Source organism: Stenotrophomonas maltophilia (assembly GCF_006970445.1).
Taxonomy (GTDB): domain Bacteria; phylum Pseudomonadota; class Gammaproteobacteria; order Xanthomonadales; family Xanthomonadaceae; genus Stenotrophomonas; species Stenotrophomonas maltophilia_AU.
Genome location: NZ_CP033877.1, coordinates 2,664,825 through 2,682,544 on the forward strand (window position 1 = coordinate 2,664,825; position 17,720 = coordinate 2,682,544).

Sequence of the window (17,720 nt, forward strand, 5' to 3'; positions counted from 1 at the left end):
GCCCTTGCCGCCGCGGGCTGTTCCCTTTCCCAGTTGTCGCCCGCCCCGTGTCCACGCCTGTCGAACCGACGGATGTCGCGCAGCTGTGCGCGGCCCATTACCGGCCGCTGCACGCCCATGTCCGCCGCAAACTCCCGCAACGCAGCGACGCCGATGACGTCGTCCAGGAAACCTGGCTGCGCGTCGTCAAAGTCGCCGCCAGTGGCCTGCTGAGCAATGGCCGCGCTTACCTGTATCGCGTCGCCCACAATCTGATCGCCGATCATTACCGGCAGCGCCAACGCCGGCGCGAAGAGGCCCTGGATGACGCGCAGCTGCTCGCCATCGCCGATCCTGCCCCCCTGCCGGAGCAGCGCCTGCTCGACAACGAGCAGCTGCGCCACCTCGACGCTGTCATTGCCGCGCTGCCTGCCCGTTCGCGCCAGGTGTTCCTGCTGGCACGGGTGGAGCAGATGACACTGGCCGAGATCGGCCGCCAGCTGGGCATCAGCCGGCAGACCGCGCACGGCCATCTGCTGCGTGCGCTGGTGGCGCTGCAGCAGGTACCCGGCGCATGAGCCAGGAGGCCATCGCGCGCGAGGCCGCACGTTGGTGGCTGGATGGCCACGACGGCGGCCGCGACGAACGTGCGTTCAACCAGTGGTATCACGCCGATGCGCGCCACGCCGCACAGTACCAGCACCTGCAGGCGCTCTGGCAGGCGGGTGATGCGACGCCCAGCCTGCAGAGGCACCAGCGCAAGCGGCAGCGCCGACGCCTGCGCGACGCCGGTACTGCCGTGCTGCTGCTCTGTGCGTTGGGTCTGTATACCCGCCAGGCCGCACCACCGGCCGCGCAGGTGATGCGCACGGCGGCAGGCGAGATCCGCGAAGAAGTACTGCCGGATGGCTCGCACGTGCTGCTCTCGCCCGGCAGCGAGGTCCATGTCCGCATCGATGCGCAGCGCCGCCAGCTGCAGCTGCAGCACGGCCAGGCCTGGTTCAAGGTAGCCACCGATGCGCAGCACCCGTTCCAGGTGCATACGACGCACGGCAAGGTCACCGCGCTCGGCACGGCCTTCGACCTTGCCGTACAGGACAACGACAGCGTGGTCACCGTCACCGAGCATCGCGTCCGCGTCGACAGCGGCACCCGCAGTGAGCAGGCCATCGAAGGACAGCAGCTGCGCTTCGATGGACAGGCGCCGATCATCGGCCTGGCTGACAGCTACGGTGCGCTGGCCTGGCGCGAACGTCGCCTGCATTGGGTCTCCACGCCCTTGGCCGAGGTCACCCAGGATCTGGATCGCTGGCATGGCGGCCATACCTGGATCATCGGCGCGCACCTGCGCCAGCAGCCGGTCACCCTGCTCGGCAGCGCAGACGGTGCGGCGCGCAGCCGCGACCAGCTGGCCACGCAGCTGCATGTGCGCGTGCTCCGCCTGGGCGCGGGGGTGCAGGTCTGGCTGCCGCCACGCAGGGGACATCGCGATGCACCCTGACATCGGCCCTGCCACTGCGTCTACCCAGGATGACGACGCGCTGCGTCAGCCCCTGGAGCCCCCGATGCTGTTTCACCGCCCCCTTGTCCTCGCCCTGTCACTGGCCTGCGCCAGTCCGCTTCCGTTGTTGCCTGCCAGCGCACACGCGCAGGCCGCCACGCGCCACTTCGATCTTCCTGCACAGCCGCTGGCCAGTGCGCTGGATGCCTACAGCCGGCTGACCGGTGTCGATCTGGTGATCGGCGCAGCATTGCCGGGCGGCCAGACCGCGCCGGCGCTGCGCGGACAGTTCGACGATGCGCAGGCCCTGTCGCGCCTGCTGGTCGGCAGCGGCCTGCGCCCCCGCTTCATCGACGCACGCCGCGCCACGCTGGAACCGGCACCGGCCGACCCCTCAGATGGCAGCCGTCGAACCGGCCCGCTGCGCGTACAGGGTGATACCGCGCAGGGTCACTCTCCCGGTGCAGGGGCCAGCCAGTATGTGCCGGCCACCCGCGATGGCTTTGCGCCAGCGGTCGGCAGCGAGCGCGTGGCGATGGCCGAACGCCAGGACGGCAACAGCCTGCTGCGCTCGATGCCCGGTACCCACAGTTTCCATTCGCGCAGCCAGCCTGGGCTGCAGGTCAACATCCGCGGCATGACCGGCGCCGGCCGGGTCAACACCATGATCGATGGTGTCACCCAGACCTTCCGCAACAACGCGGGCCATGGCTCAGGGGGGCCGTTCGCCTATGTCGATCCGTTCCTGCTGGCCGGCGTGGACGTGCAGCGCGGCGCGGTCGCCGGAGGTGATGGCGCCGGCACGCTGGCCGGCAGTGCCAATTTCCGCACGCTCGACATCGACGATCTGCTTGGCGAAGGTCGTGACTGGGGCCTGCGCGCGGGCTACCGTCATGGCAACAACGGCTACGGCAATGGCCGTACCTTTGCCGGTGCCTGGCGTCACAGCGAAGAGGGCGGCGACCGCCAGTTCGGTCTGCTCGCCGCTGCCAGCAGCAGCCGCAGCAGCGAGTACGCCACCGCGCGCGGGCAGAAGAACACCGCCGACCCGGGCAGCCAACAGCCCAGCAGCTGGCTGCTGAAAGCACGCCTGCAGCCGAGCGACCAGCATCGGCTCGACCTGAGCCACATGCGTTACGAAAACGACTTCTACCACAACTACCCGTGGCAGATTTCCGCACGCAACCAGCGCGCCAGCTACCACTACACGCCCTATTCGCCGTGGATCGACCTGCGCGCGACCTTTGCCAGCAACAAGACCCGGCTGTTCTATCCGCCCGTGGAGGATTCCAGCTACATCGGTCGCCGCACCCACAGCAGCCTCAGCAGCTGGACCCTCGACAACACCAGCCGCTTCGACATCGGCGCGCTGCAGGCACGCTGGAACACCGGCATCAAGCACCAGTCGGACATCTATGTAGCCGACACCCCCACCCTGCGCGGCGCCAACCCCCAGGGCCGCAGCCAGCTGGACAGCGTGTTCAGCACGCTGGAACTGCAGTACGACGTCTACGCGCTGACCGCAGGCCTGCGCCAGGATCGCTATGGCATCCGTGGCCACGTGCCGGTGTGCTCGGATGTCCCCGGCCAGTGCGCGGAGATCAACGGCGGCGGCATCGACGTGCGCCGCACCCAGCACGCGCTCAGCCCCAGCCTGGCGGTTTCGTGGCAGGCCACCGACTGGCTGCAGCTGTTCGCCGAAGCCTCGCGCACATCGCGCCCGCCGCGCGTGCAGGAGATGTTCTTCGAGAAAATCCCGCTGGAAGGCATGAGCGATGCCGACGGCGTGGGCGCCAACCCGTTCCTGCGCCGTGAGCGCTCGCGCAACCTGCAGTTCGGCGCCAACCTCAGCACCGACTCGCTGCTGACCGACGGTGATCTGGCGCAGCTGCGCGTCACCCGCTTCGACAACCGCATCCGCGACTACATCAAGCCGCAATACCTGCTGATCGTGCATCCGCCGGAAGTGGAGCCCTTCGTGGTACCGATCGACAGCGATCCGCAGCTCACTGCCTGGACCGATGCACTGGATGTGGACGACTTCAGCACCACCACGCGCTGGATGAACCACCCGGGCGTGGTACGCATGCGCGGTATCGAGCTGGAAGCGCACTACGCCAGCGAGCACTACCACGCCACGCTGAGCTGGACCCGCTCGCGCACCAGTGCGCCTGCCATCGAGTTCGTCAACCTGGAAGACATCACCGCCCTCCCCGACCGCTACTGGACGCTGGACGTGGGCGGCCGCTGGTGGCAGCAGCGCGTGCAGGCCGGCCTGCGCGCCGAATACTCCGGGCCCACCGAAGAAGGCTACGACTTCTTCCAGACACGCAAGACCGGCGGTACCGGTGTACTGCTCGACTTCTACGCCAGCTTCAAGCCCCAGCCCAACACCACGCTGTGGCTGAACATCGAAAACCTGCAGAACAAGGCCTATGACAACAATGCCTCGATCGACAGCATCTTCAGCCCGATCCTGGACCGCGGCAACGGCCGTGGCCGCACCGTCTCGATGGGTGTCAATGTGGCGTTCTAGCCGTCGCTGGCTGCTGCTGTACCTGCTTGCGCTGGCCGCAATGGCCAGCGCGCAGCCAATGCCAGGCACGGTGATTGACCTGGCCAGTGGCCAGCACCTGGACGAAGCCGCGTTCGTGAAGCGCGCGGCGGACGCCACGCGACTGCTGCTGGGCGAACGCCACGACCTGGCCGGAGACCACGCCGCCCAGCGCTGGCTGCTGCACGTGCTGCAGCAGCAGCGTCCACAAGGCGCGCTGGTGCTGGAGATGATTGCCAGCGAACGCCAGCCACGCCTGCAACGGGTGCAGCGCTGGCTGGCCAAGGGCAACCATGCCGACGGTGCGCGCCTGCAGGAGCTGCTGGGCTGGGATACACGATGGCCGTGGACCGCCTACGGCGGGCTGGTGCAGGACGCCACCGCTGCCGGCATCCCCTTGTTCGGCGGCAATCTCGCGCGCGCCGAGGTCAATGCCCGCCTGGCGTCCGCTGATGCAGTGCGGTTCCCGGTGGCCGCTGCCCGGCAACGCCTGTCGGCCGTGGTGCTGGCCCAACATGCGGACGCAGCACCGATGCTGGAAGGGATGCTGGCCGTGCAACAGGCCCGCGACACGCGCATGGCACAGGTGCTGACCGCAGCACCCGCACCCGCGCTGCTGGTGGCCGGTCGCTGGCATGTACTGCGCGGCACCGGCGTGCCGGGCTACCTGCCAGCGGACACACCAGCGCTGGTGATCGCACTGGCCTCGCCGGGTGAAGCCGTCGAGGCGGCCGACGCCGACCTGCTATGGGTGCTGGACGATGAGTGAGCGCGGCCAACACTGGCAGGCGATCGCCATCAGCATCGGCCTGCACCTGTTGCCCTTGCTGCTGTTGGTGCACTGGGTGGCCACGCCACCGTTGCTGCCGCCGCCTGAGCAGGACGTGCGCATCAGCCTGCGCCTGCTGGCGCCGGCGACGCCGCCCCAGCCAGTGGAAGAACGCCAGGCCGACGCCCCGAGCCAGGCGCAGCAGGCGCGCGCATCGCAACCGACGAAGTCGCCGCCTCCACCGAAGCCCACCGCCGCACGCGAGGGCGAGGTGGCTGCCAGCGAACGCGGTGGCCCTGGCCGGCACGCCCTGCCGGTCGCCCCGCCTGCGGCCGTGACCGATGCAAGTCCCGCACCGGCATCGATCACGGCCGCGCCGCCCGCTCCCGACGCACCACCGGCGGACTTCCAGGCCGGCGCCGCCAGCGACCAGTGGGAAGCCCGCCTGATGGCGCGGCTGGAGCGTTACCGCTACTACCCCGCCGCCGCGCGCTCGCGCCGGCAGCAGGGGACGGCCTGGGTCAGGGCCAGCATCGATCGCGAGGGACGCCTGCTGGCGCTGCGGTTGGAACAGTCCAGTGGCCAACCGATGCTCGACGATGCCGCGCTGCAGACGTTCCGCCGCGCGCAGCCGCTGCCGCCCATTCCCGTGGAAATGAAGGCACCGCAGGAACTGGTGGTGCCAGTGGAGTACTACCTGCGCTAGCCGGCGTAGGCCTCCGCCTCGATCTCGAACAGCATGCCGTCCAGCGCCAGCCGCGGCACGGGAATCAGGGTGCAGGTCGGCGCCGCGCGGTTCGGCCAACGCCGCCGCACCTGCCGGGCGATGATGCCCAGCCGGTCCTCGTCGTGGTCGACCACCAGGATGCGCAACCGTGCGACATCGGCCAGGCTGGCCTGCGCCGAACGCAATGCAACCTGCAGGTTGTCCAGTGCCTGCTCGACCTGTTCCTCGAAACCGGGGGAGAGATGGCCATCGGCATCCTCACCGCCCTGCCCGGCGATATGGATCACCCGGGCGGGAAGGCGCACCACCGCCACGTGCGAGTAGCCGTTGGCCGAAGGGTCGTAAAGCCCCGCAGGATTGAACAGTTCCAGCAGGCCGTGGCCGAGGTCCGGGGTGGTCAACAGGTTCATGCCGCGTGCCTCAAGGGGGGTTGCGAGGCAGTCTGTGACCTGAACATTGGTTTAGGTCAAACAGATCCGGTGCAACAGACTGGTCTGCCACGCACAACGATCACGGCCATTTAGACCCGAGCTGGGCTCGACGCTACAGAAGCCACGTCACGTCCACGCCGGGTCTGCGGTGAAATCGATGGTCAGCCAGAACGTGCTGCCGCGGGCATCCAGCCGCACCGCGATCTCATCGCGCATCGCATCGACCTCGCCCACCGACCCCAGCGGCGTGGTCGGGTCAGCCAGCACATGGATCTCGATGAAGCGCATCCGCCCCATCTTCGCCACGTGGCTGGTGAAACCGGCATAGCCACGCTCGGCCACGAACGCCTGCATCACCTGCTGCACGCGCCGGTCCAGATCATCGGGTGCCACCTGCAGCACTTCGCGCATGGCCTTCCACGCGCTGCGCGCCGGCACCGGCAGCACCGCCAGGCTGATCAACGCCAGCACGATCGAATCCAGGTACGGCACCCAGTGGTGCCACTCACCACCGTGCAGGGCCAGCGCCAACACGAATGCCAGCACCACCGCCAGGCTCATCAGCCCGCCCAGCAACCAGCCGCGCACGTCCAGCCACAACAGGGCGGAGCGCAGGTGCCGCGCCCGCTGCGCGACGAACGCCGCCATCGCCAGGTTGCTGGCACTCAGCAGCGCCGCCCACCACAGCGCGGGCCCGAATTTCACTTCGTGCCCGCCCGTGGTCAGGCCGATCACAGCATTGGCCAGCGCATACACGCAGGCCAGCGACAGGATCACACCGCCCAGCGCCTCGACCATCGGCTCCAGGTGCCAGTAGCCGTACTGGAAGCGCGGGCTCTGCTCCCGCGCCACCAGCCGCAGCACCGACAACGACACCAGGGTCAGGGCGACGTCGACCAGGCTGTACACGCCGTCGAACAGGATGGCCTGCGATCCCACCAGCAGGCCACCGCCGAAGCCGACCGCGCTCACCGCCAGGGTGATCCCGATCGAGAACTTCAGGATGCGTTGCTCGCGCGCGGTCTCCATCGTTCGCCGAAGGGCCGACCGTTGCGGGTCAGGCCTTCAGCACCTCCACCTTGTACGAAACCACATCCCCCTCCTGCTCGATGATGAGCCCGTGCACGTCCGACTCGAAGCCAGGGAAACGGGCGTTCTGCTCGCGGGCGATGCGCAGCGACTGGGTGATCGGCTCGTCGCTGTCACCGAAACGCTCGCCCGGCATGATGGTCGGGATGCCCGGCGGGTACGGCACCAGCATGGTCGCCGCAATGCGGCCACTGATCTGCTCGATGTCGACCCGTTCGATCTCGCCCTTGACCAGGTGGTTGTAGGCATCGGCCGGGGTCATCACCGGTGTCGGCAGGTCCACGTACATCTCACGCATCACCTTGGCCACGGCGAATTCCTGGTTGAACGCATGCAGCGCGTCGCACAGGTCACGCAGGCCCCAACCGGCGTAGGCATTCGGATAATCGGCAGCCAGGGTCGGCAGTGCCTGGCTCAGCGGCGCATTGCGGTCGTACAGCTCCTTGAACGCCATCAGCTCGGTCACCAGGGTGCTCCACTTGCCCTTGGTGATGCCCATCGAGAACAGGAACAGCACCGAGTACAGGTTGGTCTTCTCCACGGTGATGCCGCGGCCCCACAGGAACTTGCTCAGCACCGCCGCCGGGATGCCCAGCTTGCCCATGCTGCCATCCATCGCCAGGCCCGGAGTCAGCAGGGTCACCTTGATCGGATCGATCAGCACGTAGTCGTCAACCAGGTTCTCGAAGCCGTGCCAGTGGGCGTCCGGCTGCAGGTACCACTCCTCACGCTTGGCCACCAGCGGTGCCGGCGTATCGCCCTTGTCCAGGCTGCGCTCGACCTGGGTGGGCTGCCACACGCTGAACCACCAGTCGTCGCGGCCCAGGTCGTCGCGGACGTGCAGCATCGCGCGGCGGAAGGCGATGGCCTCGTCATGCATTTCCTGCACCAGCGAGCGGCCAGCATCGCCCTCCATCATCTTCGAGGCCACGTCGCAGGCCGCGATCACTCCGTAGTGCGGGCTGGTCGAGGTATGCATCATGAACGACTCGTTGAAGCGCTCGGCATCCAGGTTGCGCTGCGCAGAATTGCGTACGTGGATCATCGACGCCTGCGAGAACGCCGCCAGCAGCTTGTGGGTGGAATGCGTGGTGAAAATGATCGCATCCTGCTCACGCGGCTTGCCCTTGGCCATGCCGTAGTGGTTCTCGTAGAACGGGTGGAACGCGGCGTAGGCGTACCACGCTTCGTCGAAGTGCAGGAAATCGACCGCGCTGCCGATCTCGTCGGCGATCTTCTCGGCGTTGTAGCACAGGCCGTCATAGGTCGAGTTGGTGACCACCGCGATGCGCGGCTTGGAACCGGCCTTGTAGGCCTGGCTGGCCAGCGGGTTGGCGGCGATGCGCTGCTGCAGCGACTCCGGCGTGAACTGGTCCAGGCTGATCGGGCCGATGATGCCGTGCGCGTTGCGGCTGGGAGTGAAGTACACCGGCACCGCGCCGGTCATGATCAGCGCGTGCAGCAGCGACTTGTGGCAGTTGCGGTCGACGAACACCACATCGCCACGGGCCACCGTGCCATGCCAGACGATCTTGTTGGCGGTGGAGGTGCCATTGGTGACGAAGAAGGTATGGTCGGCACCGAAGTTGCGCGCGGCTTCGTTCTCGGCGTCCTTGATCGGGCCGGTGTGGTCGAGCAGCGAGCCCAGCTCCGGCACCGAGATCGACAGATCGCTGCGCAGGGTGTTCTCGCCGTAGAACTGATGGAAGGCACGGCCGACCGGCGACTTGGTGAACGCCACGCCGCCCGCGTGGCCCGGCGTATGCCAGGAATAGTTCGACTCGGCCGCATGATGGATCAGCGCCTTGAAGAACGGCGGCAGCAGGTTCTTCATGTAGTCTTCGGCCGCGCGCATCACCTGCCGCGAGATGAAGCTCTTGGTATCTTCAAACAGGAAGATGAAGCCGTGGATGTACTTGAGCAGCTTGCTCGGCACCTTCTCGATGGTGCGGCGCTCGCCGTACAGGAACACCGGCAGGTTGGCGCGCCGCGCACTCTGCTCGCGCAGGAAGGCAGTCAGGCGCTGGAACTCGCCATCCACCTCTTCGCTGCCGTCGATCGAGATCAGCACCGCCGAGGCCGCCACATAGGTGCGGGCACCGGCGCGGGCATCATCCAGGTTCAGGCCGCACAGCACGCGCTGGTCGTTGCTGCGCAGCTCTTCCACCAGGGCGCGGATCAGGATGCCACCGATGCGCGGCGACTCGTAGTCGTTGTCGATGACAATGACAGGATAGTCCAGGGACTTGAAGTACACGTTGATTCTCCTTGTCTAACTCAGGAACGCTGGGCGCCGGCACTGATGGCCGAGGCCTCGCGGGCGCGCTGCCGCTGCTGGCGACGCTCCTCGCTGAAGAAGGGATAGAACACGGTGATGAACAGCACGAACAGGAAGGCGTACTGCACGATGGTTCCCGAAGAGCCGTAGATCGCCCACAGGCAGTACACGACGGTCAGGCTGGTCAGGGTCCAGAACGCACCGGTGTGGACCAGGGTGTGCGAGCGCTCGACCACGAAGTAGCAGGCCACGCACGAGTAGATGTAGGGCAGCAGGGTCAGCACCACCGCCGCCGACGTGATCACGTCGAACTGGGCCGACGCGGTTTCCGAGGTGGAGGTGACCAGCACCGCCAGGGTCATCAGCACCGCCACGATCAGCACGCCCTTGACCGGCACATCGTCCTTGTTGGTCTTGCTGAAGATGCTCGGGAACAGGCCATCATCGGACGCTGCCTTGGCACTCTGTGCAGTCAGCAGGATCCAACCGCCCAGCGAACCTGCAGCGCCGATGAAGGCGCACAGGCTGACCAGTGCACCACCCCAGCCACCGACGGCCTTGGCCGCAGCCAGTGCGAACGGCGCATCGGAGGTCTGCAGCTCGCCATTGGGCACCATGCCCATGATCACCGAGGAACTGGCGATGTAGGCGATGGCCGCCAGGAACACGCCGGCCAGCGTGGCGCGGGCCACGTTCTTTTCCGGGTTCTCGACCACGCCCGCCGTGACCGAAGCGGATTCGACGCCGATGAAGGCCCACAGGGTCAGTGCCGCAGCGCTGGAGATCGCGCCGAAGTTGGACTCACCGGACACGTTGTAGGCGCCCTTGAAGATGTCGGCATCGAAGAAGAACCAGCCGAAGATGGCGATGCCCAGGATCGGCACCAGCGCGAAGCTGGTGGTGACCGTCTGCACGCGGCTGACGAAGGCCGGACCGATCATGTTGGCGAAGCTCAGCGCCCACACCAGCACCAGCACCGCGATGCAGCGCACCAGCGGCTCGGACAGGATCGGGAAGAAGTAGCTGAAGTAGCCCACCGCCGCGATCGGGATGGCGACGTTGCCGATCCAGTTGGCGAACCAGTAGATGGTGTTGGTCTGGAAGCCCATGTACGGCCCGAACCAGTCACGTGCATAGGCATAGGGGCCGCCCGCCTTGGGCGCCAGCTTGCCCAGCTTGGCGAACACGAAGGCCAGCAGCAGCGCGCCGGCGGTGGTGATCAGCCAGCCCCAGATCGAGGCGGTGCCAATCTTGGCCAGGCTGGACGGCAACAGGAACACGCCTGAGCCCATCATGTTGCCGGCGACGAGGAAGGTGGCTCCGACCACCCCGATTTTCTTTGCTTCTGCCATGACAATCTCCTGTACTGGCATGAGCCCGGTGCAGCCGGGCGTGGGGACGGGTTACGCTGGCGTACGACCGCTGGCGCCTATTTGATGAAGTTGTATTGCAGGCTGCCCTGCACCCGGACCGTGTCGCCGCGCGCGCCGCTCTGCTGTTCCAGGCGGCCGTACAGCAGCTCCATGCCCATCGTCCACGAAGGCGCCGGGCTCCAGATCAGGTTGAACACGCCGTAGCGGCTCTGCCGGAATGCATCGGCCGCCAGTGCGGCATTCCGCTCCAGGGTCAGCTGGCCGAAGATCAGGTTCGAACGCCACAGCTCGGACCAGTAATGGGTGTAGCCGACGAAACCGCCGTGCAGGTCCAGCGCGTCAAGGCGGCCATCGGCACCGACCACCGCATCCAGCCCGGAGCCGGTCAGGTCGGCGGTGTAGCGACTGAGGCCGCGCCCGCCGAGTACGCCGAACAGCAACAGGTCGCGCTCGCCTACCGATGCCGAACCACTGAACTGCATGCCGCCGGCCATGCGCCGGTCGCGCTCGCCATCACCGTCATAGGCCAGGCTGCGTGCCACTGCCCCCAGCTGCAGGTGACCCCAGTCGCGCTCCATGCGCGCGGTCACGGTCACGTCGGGCAGGCGGTTCACTGCCGCTCGCGTGTCGCTGGCGCCAGCAAGTTCAGTCTTCGGATCTTCGGCGGCGACGGTGAGGGTGTTGCCCTTGCCCATCGCAAAGCTGTGATGGATGCCGGCCACCAGCAGGTAACCGGCGCCACCAGGGCCGGCGAAGTCCAACGTGTCGGGCAGGCTGTCCGGATCCATGAAGCTGGAATAGCCGTAGCCGGCATACGTATTGCCGAGCTGGCCATAGGCATGGCGCAGGCGGAACTCGTAGCCATCGCTGCTGCCGAAGAAATCATTCTCCAGGTAGAAGCGCAGGTTGCCGTGCGTGGTCGGGCGCCGCGCCTCGAAGCTGAAGCGGGTCTGCTTGGCGTGGATGTTGAAGTTGGAGACATCGCGATGACTGCCGCCCACCGGCATCGACGAGGGAATGAACTGATCCTCGTCACCGGCCGCACGCGAATCGGCAATCGCATCCAGCTTGGCGTAGCCGCCGATGCGGATCACCGTATCGGTGCCCGGAATGGCAAAGAAGCCCTTCAGATCCGGGTCGGTCGGCCCAGCGGCGCTATCGGGACGCGAGGCCGCCGTTGAGGGGTCGGCCACGGATTCGCGCTGCGGCAGCACCGGCTGCGCCACACCCGGCACCTGGGTGGGATGCAGCAGGCTGGCGCCACTGGCCGGTGCAGCCACCGGCGCCGTTACCTGCGCAGCCGCCGCGACAGCGCCATCACGTTGTTCGAGCCGATCCAGGCGCCGCTGCATGCCTTCCAGTGCCTGCCGCATGGCAGCGATTTCCTGGCGCAACGCCTGCGCATCCTCCTGGCCATCCTGCTGCGCATACGCCGGCGCAATCGCCAGCGCGGTCAGACAGGCCAGACTCAATACCGCCAAGCGCATTGCATCCTCCCTGGACGAACACTCGCAGCGCGCAGGCGGTGCGCGCACGGGCGCGGCTCCGACATTGCGTTGCCGTTGCTGGAAATGCGGGTACTGCGTCGACGACACCGGCCAGCCTGCGCGTGGCAGGCAACAAGACGATGACCCTGCCCCACCTGCACCGATGTCGACGCCATCAAGGTCGCGCTGCCAGAGAGGTAGCGACCGCAGCGGTCTGGGTAACAATCAGGGAGTGAGAATGTCGTGAATGGCTGTGCCGATCGCCCCGTTTCAGGGCATGTCAGGCGCGGCATCCATGGCGCGTTGACGCTGTATTCCATGCGTCACAGGCTAGTCCGACTGTCGTTTTTGGCCTTGATTGGAATCAAGGCGCGATGCTTGATGTCAGTCACGATTCAGACGTGACGACGAACAGGTGGTGCGCAGCCTGCGTCACACATGGGAATGTCGAAAAGCAACAGGCCCGCATGCTGCCATGCGGGCCTGTGGGGTCATATCACGACAGGTGTGCCGATCAGCGCGGGCCCAGCACCGTCTGCAGGTCAGCGCCCTGTGGCAGACCGGAGCGACGCTGCACCTGGCCCTGTGCATCCTGGAACATGATGCCCGGCGTGCCCTGGAAGCCCATCTCGATCATCAGCACCTGGTTGGCATCGAGCTTGCCGGCGATCTCGCGGCTGATGCTCGGCAGGGCCTTGATGCCACCACGGTCGAACTGGTGTTCGTTTTCCAGCAAGGCCGCACTCGGGTCACGCGCAGACAGGATGGCCGCAGCCTTGGCCGGGCTGTCCTCGCGGATCACACCGACCATGATGTGGCGCAACTGCACCTTGCCGGCGTCGACCCACGGACGCGCCGCTTCCCAGAACTTGTGGCAGTACGGGCAGTTGGCATCACTGAAGGTATAGACCACGCGCGGTGCATCGGCCTTGCCGTCACGCACCCAGGCACTGGCTTCCAGCTTGGTCCACATCTTGGCCGACATGGGTGCGGCGACCAGCTTCTCCACCGCCTCGGCGGCCACGTCGTTGCCCTCGGCATCGAACAGGCTGCCTACCAGCACATGCTTGCCGTCGGCGGTGACATAGGCGGCGGCCGGCTGCTGCCCACCCACTACGCCAGCGAAGCCACGCAGGCCACCCGGTGCATCGAACTCGGCAACAACTTCGAAACCGTGCTTCTCGATGCCTTTCAGCACTGCGGGGCGGTCACCCTTGGCCGCGGTGGCCGCAGCACTGGCGGCCGGTGCTGCGGCCGTCTTGCCCGGCGGGGTCTGGGCCTGGCTGCAGGCGGCCAATGCCAGCATGACCGGCAGCAACAGCACCGCCGGAGCGATGCGCAGGGAAGTCGACAACATGGGAACTCCGTAGTGAGATGCCCGCGCAGGCTACCGCAGCCGGCGCAGTTTGTGTTCAAGGCCCGCGGCCGTCAGTTCGCCAAGGTGCAGTTCACGCAGGCGCCCTTCGGCGTCGAAGAACAGCGTCGACGGGTAGGCCTGCACACCCAGCACGGTTGACGCGGAGGCGGTATCGTCCAGCAGTACATTGCCCAGCCAGAGCTGTTCGGATGCGATGAAACCCTTCACTTCGTCCAGGGTTTCCCCCTGGTTGAGGAACACGAACTGCACGTCGGTGTGGGTCTGCTGTGCGGATGCCAGCACCGGCATCTCGCGACGGCAGGGGCCACACCAGCTGGCCCAGAGATTCAGCACCACCGGCTTGCCCCGGAACTGCTGCAGGTCGATCACGCGCCCCTGCAGATCGGCCACCTGTACCGCCGGTAGTGGCATCCGCTGCTCTTGCCAGGCTGCCAGCAGGTGGCTGCCTGCCACCCACAGCACCACGCCCACCAGCGCCCCCGCCAGCACCGGCGCACGCAACGCGCGCCACAGCCGCAGCCGCCAGGTACCCCACGCCAGGCCCGCAACCAGCACGACTGCAAGGTGATACCCACCGTCAGCGATCTGCAGGATGCTCCAGGGGGCCTCTCGGTAAAGCGCGAAGTTCAAGGCCACAAAGCTGATGCGTCCGCACAGCAGGCCGATCAGCAACATGTCCAGGACCAGGCTGGCCGCGGAAGGCACTGCCATCCCGTCCTTCCGACGCGGCCACAAGTGTGCCACCGCCATGGCCAGCAGCACGCACATCAGGATCAACACCACCGGCATCGGCACCGGTCCAACACTCGACATCAGCCCACCTGTCCCATCATCCGTTACCTGCATGGTCGAAGCGTCGCGCCCAGGTTGCAAGCGCGACGCCCACCGCAGGCATCAGGCCGCGCTGCGCGGCATCTGCACGCCGGACGCCGGTTGCAGCCCACGCAGACTGCCCGCCACCGATGACAACAGCGGCCGCTCGCGCCGCTTGTTGTTGACCAGCCGGCGATAGTTGGCCGGTGTCATTCCCACAATGCGCAGGAACAGGCGGCGGAATGCGCTCTGGTCGGCATAGCCCACGCCCCAGGCCACTTCATCGATGCCCGCCCCCTGCTGCAGCAGCGTCTGCGCCTTGGCGATACGCAATCGCTGGCAATACTCGATCGGGCGCAGGCCGGTGGCCTTCAGGAAGCGCCGCTGCAGGGTGCGCGGCTCCAGCCCGGAAATCTCACAGATCGCACCGAGCGTGGCGCCGCGCGCAGCGGTGGTATGCAGCCAGCGTTGCGCTTTCAGTACGTCGCGATCGCCGTGGGCGAAGTTGGCACTGAAACGCTCGAGATCCTGCTGGATCGCCGCCGGCACCGTGATCCCCAGCTGCTGCGCGACGGAACTCGCCACGCCTTGGCCGTGCAGCCGGTACAGCAGGCGCAGGGCGAGGAAGCGCCAGGCTTGTGAACCGGCCACCGTCAGCAGGTCGCCGTCATCGACCAGCGCGCGCTCACTGGGCACCCAGCTGGCTGATTGCCCCTGCAGGCCCGGATGGCGCCCGAGGTCCGGACCACTGACGGTGCGCCCGGCCAGCAGACCGGCGCGGGCCAGCATGCTGACACCATCGCTGGCTGCAGCCAGCAGACTGCCACCGTCGTAATGCGCGCGCAGCCAATCCAGCAGGACCTCATCGGCGCGCAGGCAGACGCCTTGGCTGATCTGGCCAGGCACGGCGATCACGGCGGGAATGTCCGCCTCGAGCATCTCCGCGCCGGCAATGCGATGCACGCCGGTCTGGGTGGCGGGCACGATCCAGCGGGTCACCAGGACACGCTTGAACGGACGGCGCTGCTGCTGGGCAAGCCGGTTGGCGACATGTGCCATCTCGGTCAGCACGGAGGCGGCCGACGGGTCACCTCCCGGGTACTCGACCACCGCGACCTCGACGAATCCTTCGTTCCTGAATCCTTCCACAGACCATCTCCTCGGTTCGTTGCAGGCCATCCAGCGGCCGGTTCAGGCGCAGGGTAGGAACTGCCACGACGGTGGGGCTATGAAGAAAGTTGCAAAGTGCGCTGAATGCGCCGCCAGCGACGGGACCTTGACCCTGGACCAGACTCAAGGCTTCACAATGAGCGGCAGCATCCGCAGGAATCCGCCATGAACATTGGTCAACTGGCACGCCAGGCCGGCGTGCCGATCGATACGGTGCGCTACTACGAGCGCCAGCAGCTGCTGCCCACGGCGGCACGCTCGGCCGGGGGCTACCGCATCTTCGGTGAGCAGGACCTGCGCCGGCTGCGTTTCATCCGCCGCGCCAAGACGCTGGGCTTCAGCCTGGAGGAAATCGCCGAACTGCTGGCGCTCAGTGACCGCCACTCGCAGGACATGGGCAGCGTGCGCGACACGGCACAGGCCCGGCTGCAGGACATCGCGCAACGCATGGCCGAACTGCAACGCATGCACACCGCGCTTTCGCAGCTGGTCGACGCCTGCCCCGGCCACGGCACACTGGACCAGTGCCCGATCCTGGCGGCGCTGACCGACGACGCGGCATAAGGGCGTGCGACCGTCATCCACCTCGCAACGCGCGTGAAGAAAAGTGCAACAAATGCTTGCCAACCCCCTGGGGCAAGGCTATTATTTCGCTCCTCAGCGACGTGGGGCCATAGCTCAGCTGGGAGAGCGCCTGCATGGCATGCAGGAGGTCAGCGGTTCGATCCCGCTTGGCTCCACCAATCTTTCGGCATTAGGCCGTCGAAAGGTCGCTAAAGAACATTGATGAGAATTGCGTCCCCATCGTCTAGAGGCCTAGGACATCACCCTTTCACGGTGGCGACCGGGGTTCGAATCCCCGTGGGGACGCCACTCATCACGAACAACGAGGACCCGGCCGATAACCGGGTCTTTTTTGTTCACCGCCTACCGGCATTCAGGTTGTGGCGTTGCGGTTCCCCTGCCCTCGTGGTGACGGTCGAACCGGAACGAAAAAAGTTCAAAAAAAGCTTCCACAAACGTGAACACGCAGGTATGATAGGCGGCTCGGTAACACGGGGCCATAGCTCAGCTGGGAGAGCGCCTGCATGGCATGCAGGAGGTCAGCGGTTCGATCCCGCTTGGCTCCACCACTTTCGACATTAGGCCGTCGAAGGTTTTACAACTTGAAGTTTTTCGTGCGTCCCCATCGTCTAGAGGCCTAGGACATCACCCTTTCACGGTGGCGACCGGGGTTCGAATCCCCGTGGGGACGCCAGTTTCAAAACGGACTCTGCTCCCGGCAGATATCCGATGTTTCATGGGGCCATAGCTCAGCTGGGAGAGCGCCTGCATGGCATGCAGGAGGTCAGCGGTTCGATCCCGCTTGGCTCCACCACTTCGACATTAGGCCGTCGAAGGATCTACAACTTGAAGTTTTCGTGCGTCCCCATCGTCTAGAGGCCTAGGACATCACCCTTTCACGGTGGCGACCGGGGTTCGAATCCCCGTGGGGACGCCAATTCTTGAAAACCCCGACTCCGGTCGGGGTTTTTCTTTGCCTGTGATTTCTGGGAAGGCCCTATCCACGCATGGCGTGGATCTACTGCAGGGCCCGGGTAGATCCACGCCATGCGTGGATGGAATGGTCGGCGACGCGGTAGATCCACGCCAACGTGGATGGCTTCACCCCGCTCACGGCTCAGAACCGCCGATACATCCCGATCGATGCCGGTGCGGTGGGCGCGAAACCAAACTGTGCATACAACCGATACGCCTCGCCATCCGCCAGCAGGCTGACATACGCCGACGGCGGCAGGTTGGCCTGCATCCAGCCATCCAGGCGCCGCATCACCTCCTTGCCCAGGCCCTGCCCCTGCAACCGCGGCAGCACCGCGATGTCACAGACCTGCAGGTGGCAGCCGCCATCGCCGACGATACGTCCCATCGCCACAAGTTCTGCGCCCTGGTAGGCACTCACGCCGAACAATGTATTGGGCAGCGCGCGCGCAGCTGCTTCCCGGGTCTTGGCACTGAGGCCTGCAAGTACACGCAACTGGCAGTAGTCCTCGACCGTAGGCACGGCTTCGCGGAACTGGCAGGTGATGGAATCATTCATGCGGCATCTCCAGATGGGTCGGGCTATCCTGCCGCATCCACGTCGCAGCCGCTGCGACCCAGGCCCCCAGAGT

15 protein-coding genes and 6 tRNA genes are annotated in these 17,720 nt (G+C 66.5%); 12 read left to right on the forward strand and 9 right to left on the reverse strand.

Annotated elements, in window-relative coordinates:
• Positions 1 to 47 precede the first annotated feature (47 nt).
• From EGM71_RS12250 to EGM71_RS12270, 5 genes are all read left to right on the forward strand, one after another.
• Positions 48 to 557 carry an RNA polymerase sigma factor gene (locus EGM71_RS12250; RefSeq protein WP_188485152.1) on the forward strand — a complete coding sequence of 170 codons (510 nt, stop codon included), beginning with the start codon at positions 48 to 50 and terminating at the stop codon, positions 555 to 557.
• Positions 554 to 1,480 (forward strand): FecR family protein, encoded by a 927-nt coding sequence (locus EGM71_RS12255; RefSeq protein ID WP_188485153.1) that lies wholly within the window; start codon positions 554 to 556, stop codon positions 1,478 to 1,480. The genes EGM71_RS12250 and EGM71_RS12255 overlap by 4 nt, the downstream gene beginning before the upstream one ends.
• 64 nt (positions 1,481 to 1,544) lie before the next feature.
• Positions 1,545 to 4,016: a TonB-dependent receptor gene (locus tag EGM71_RS12260; RefSeq protein ID WP_188485154.1), complete on the forward strand. Its 2,472-nt coding sequence runs from the start codon at positions 1,545 to 1,547 to the stop codon at positions 4,014 to 4,016.
• Positions 4,003 to 4,803, forward strand: a complete 801-nt coding sequence (locus tag EGM71_RS12265) for a ChaN family lipoprotein (protein WP_188485155.1) — start codon at positions 4,003 to 4,005, stop codon at positions 4,801 to 4,803. The genes EGM71_RS12260 and EGM71_RS12265 overlap by 14 nt, the downstream gene beginning before the upstream one ends.
• Positions 4,796 to 5,509, forward strand: a complete 714-nt coding sequence (locus EGM71_RS12270) for an energy transducer TonB family protein (RefSeq protein WP_188485156.1) — start codon at positions 4,796 to 4,798, stop codon at positions 5,507 to 5,509. Before EGM71_RS12265 ends, EGM71_RS12270 begins: the two co-directional genes overlap by 8 nt.
• Here the strand turns inward: EGM71_RS12270 and EGM71_RS12275 are convergent.
• The 8 genes from EGM71_RS12275 to EGM71_RS12310 form a co-directional block, all read right to left on the reverse strand.
• Positions 5,506 to 5,940, reverse strand: a complete 435-nt coding sequence (locus EGM71_RS12275; protein WP_188485157.1) for a RidA family protein — start codon at positions 5,938 to 5,940, stop codon at positions 5,506 to 5,508. The genes EGM71_RS12270 and EGM71_RS12275 overlap by 4 nt on opposite strands.
• 147 nt (positions 5,941 to 6,087) lie before the next feature.
• A complete protein-coding gene (locus EGM71_RS12280; protein ID WP_188485158.1) occupies positions 6,088 to 6,990 on the reverse strand; it encodes a cation diffusion facilitator family transporter in 903 nt (300 codons plus the stop codon).
• Positions 6,991 to 7,018: 28 nt separating this feature from the next.
• The gene (locus tag EGM71_RS12285; protein ID WP_188485159.1) at positions 7,019 to 9,307 is read right to left on the reverse strand and encodes an Orn/Lys/Arg decarboxylase N-terminal domain-containing protein; all 2,289 of its coding nucleotides are present in this window, start codon (positions 9,305 to 9,307) and stop codon (positions 7,019 to 7,021) included.
• 20 nt (positions 9,308 to 9,327) lie between these two features.
• Complete coding sequence (adiC, locus tag EGM71_RS12290) at positions 9,328 to 10,680, reverse strand: arginine/agmatine antiporter (protein WP_006461445.1); 1,353 nt, start codon at positions 10,678 to 10,680, stop codon at positions 9,328 to 9,330.
• Positions 10,681 to 10,757: 77 nt separating this feature from the next.
• Positions 10,758 to 12,188, reverse strand: a complete 1,431-nt coding sequence (locus tag EGM71_RS12295) for a DcaP family trimeric outer membrane transporter (protein WP_188485160.1) — start codon at positions 12,186 to 12,188, stop codon at positions 10,758 to 10,760.
• A gap of 514 nt (positions 12,189 to 12,702) precedes the next feature.
• Positions 12,703 to 13,545: a thiol:disulfide interchange protein DsbG gene (gene dsbG, locus EGM71_RS12300; RefSeq protein ID WP_188485161.1), complete on the reverse strand. Its 843-nt coding sequence runs from the start codon at positions 13,543 to 13,545 to the stop codon at positions 12,703 to 12,705.
• A 30-nt stretch (positions 13,546 to 13,575) separates the two neighbouring features.
• Positions 13,576 to 14,379 carry a redoxin family protein gene (locus tag EGM71_RS12305; RefSeq protein WP_188485162.1) on the reverse strand — a complete coding sequence of 268 codons (804 nt, stop codon included), beginning with the start codon at positions 14,377 to 14,379 and terminating at the stop codon, positions 13,576 to 13,578.
• A gap of 81 nt (positions 14,380 to 14,460) precedes the next feature.
• The gene (locus tag EGM71_RS12310; protein WP_188485163.1) at positions 14,461 to 15,528 is read right to left on the reverse strand and encodes a GlxA family transcriptional regulator; all 1,068 of its coding nucleotides are present in this window, start codon (positions 15,526 to 15,528) and stop codon (positions 14,461 to 14,463) included.
• Between the two features lie 186 nt (positions 15,529 to 15,714).
• On the opposite strand from EGM71_RS12310, the gene EGM71_RS12315 reads away from it, so the two are divergent.
• The 7 genes from EGM71_RS12315 (at position 15,715) to EGM71_RS12345 (ending at position 17,050) form a co-directional block, all read left to right on the forward strand.
• Positions 15,715 to 16,113: a heavy metal-responsive transcriptional regulator gene (locus EGM71_RS12315; RefSeq protein ID WP_032957298.1), complete on the forward strand. Its 399-nt coding sequence runs from the start codon at positions 15,715 to 15,717 to the stop codon at positions 16,111 to 16,113.
• Between the two features lie 103 nt (positions 16,114 to 16,216).
• A tRNA-Ala gene (locus EGM71_RS12320) sits at positions 16,217 to 16,292 on the forward strand.
• 54 nt (positions 16,293 to 16,346) lie between these two features.
• Positions 16,347 to 16,422, forward strand: a tRNA-Glu gene (locus tag EGM71_RS12325).
• 184 nt (positions 16,423 to 16,606) lie between these two features.
• A tRNA-Ala gene (locus EGM71_RS12330) sits at positions 16,607 to 16,682 on the forward strand.
• 49 nt (positions 16,683 to 16,731) lie between these two features.
• Positions 16,732 to 16,807, forward strand: a tRNA-Glu gene (locus tag EGM71_RS12335).
• A 44-nt stretch (positions 16,808 to 16,851) separates the two neighbouring features.
• Positions 16,852 to 16,927, forward strand: a tRNA-Ala gene (locus EGM71_RS12340).
• A 47-nt stretch (positions 16,928 to 16,974) separates the two neighbouring features.
• Positions 16,975 to 17,050 (forward strand) — tRNA-Glu (locus EGM71_RS12345).
• A gap of 180 nt (positions 17,051 to 17,230) precedes the next feature.
• On the opposite strand, the gene EGM71_RS12350 is transcribed toward EGM71_RS12345, so the two are convergent.
• Complete coding sequence (locus EGM71_RS12350; protein WP_188485164.1) at positions 17,231 to 17,647, reverse strand: GNAT family N-acetyltransferase; 417 nt, start codon at positions 17,645 to 17,647, stop codon at positions 17,231 to 17,233.
• Between the last annotated feature and the right edge of the window lie 73 nt (positions 17,648 to 17,720).